The following is a 657-nucleotide window of genomic DNA, read 5'->3' as shown; positions in this document are numbered from 1 at the left end:
CGCTGGGGCAGAACGAAGGGCAAGATCGGCTTTCATGGGGGCAAGGTCGAAATCGAGCGCCCTCGCGTCCGCGCCCGTGGCGGTGATGAGATGACCCTGCCGAGTTGGGCGGCGGCGGTCGACGAAGACCTGCTCGGCCAATGGGCGCTCAACCTGATGCTGATGAACGTGTCGACCCGCAAGTTCGGCCGCGCCGTTCGCCTGCCCGGCGGCGACATCCCCGCCGAGCGGGGCGCCGGAGTGACCAAATCGGCGGTGTCGCGTCGGTTTGTGGCCTTGTCTGCCGAAAAGATGCAGGCGTGGATGGCCGCCGACCTCTCCGGGCTGGATCTTCTGGTCATCCAGATCGACGGCATCCACATCGACCAGGACCTGATCCTGCTCGCTGCGGTCGGCATCGACGGCAACGGCGACAAGCATCCGCTCGGCGTCATGGAAGGGGCCAGCGAGAACGCCGCCGTCTGCCAGGCGCTGATCGACAACCTGGTCGGTCGCGGGCTTGATCCCGCCGTCTGCCGCCTGTTCATCATCGACGGCTCGCGCGCCTTGTTGAAGGCGATCCGCGCCAGCTTCGGCCGCAACGCGCCGATCCAGCGCTGCCAAGTCCACAAGGCCCGTAACATCACTGAGCGCCTGCCGAAATCTTTGCACGCCTCA

At 66.5% G+C, this 657-nt stretch carries 1 protein-coding gene; it reads left to right on the top strand.

Translation table 11 applies throughout. The features are described from left to right. Window positions 1-657, top strand: a 657-nt coding sequence (locus tag IEW15_RS25625) for a transposase (RefSeq protein ID WP_188583385.1), incomplete at both ends; no start/stop codon positions are given.

Origin of the sequence: Tistrella bauzanensis, from assembly GCF_014636235.1 — a bacterium.
GTDB classification, from domain to species: Bacteria; Pseudomonadota; Alphaproteobacteria; order Tistrellales; family Tistrellaceae; genus Tistrella; species Tistrella bauzanensis.
The sequence above is the reverse complement of the archived record's forward strand: the minus strand, read 5'-3'. Positions and strand labels throughout refer to the sequence as shown.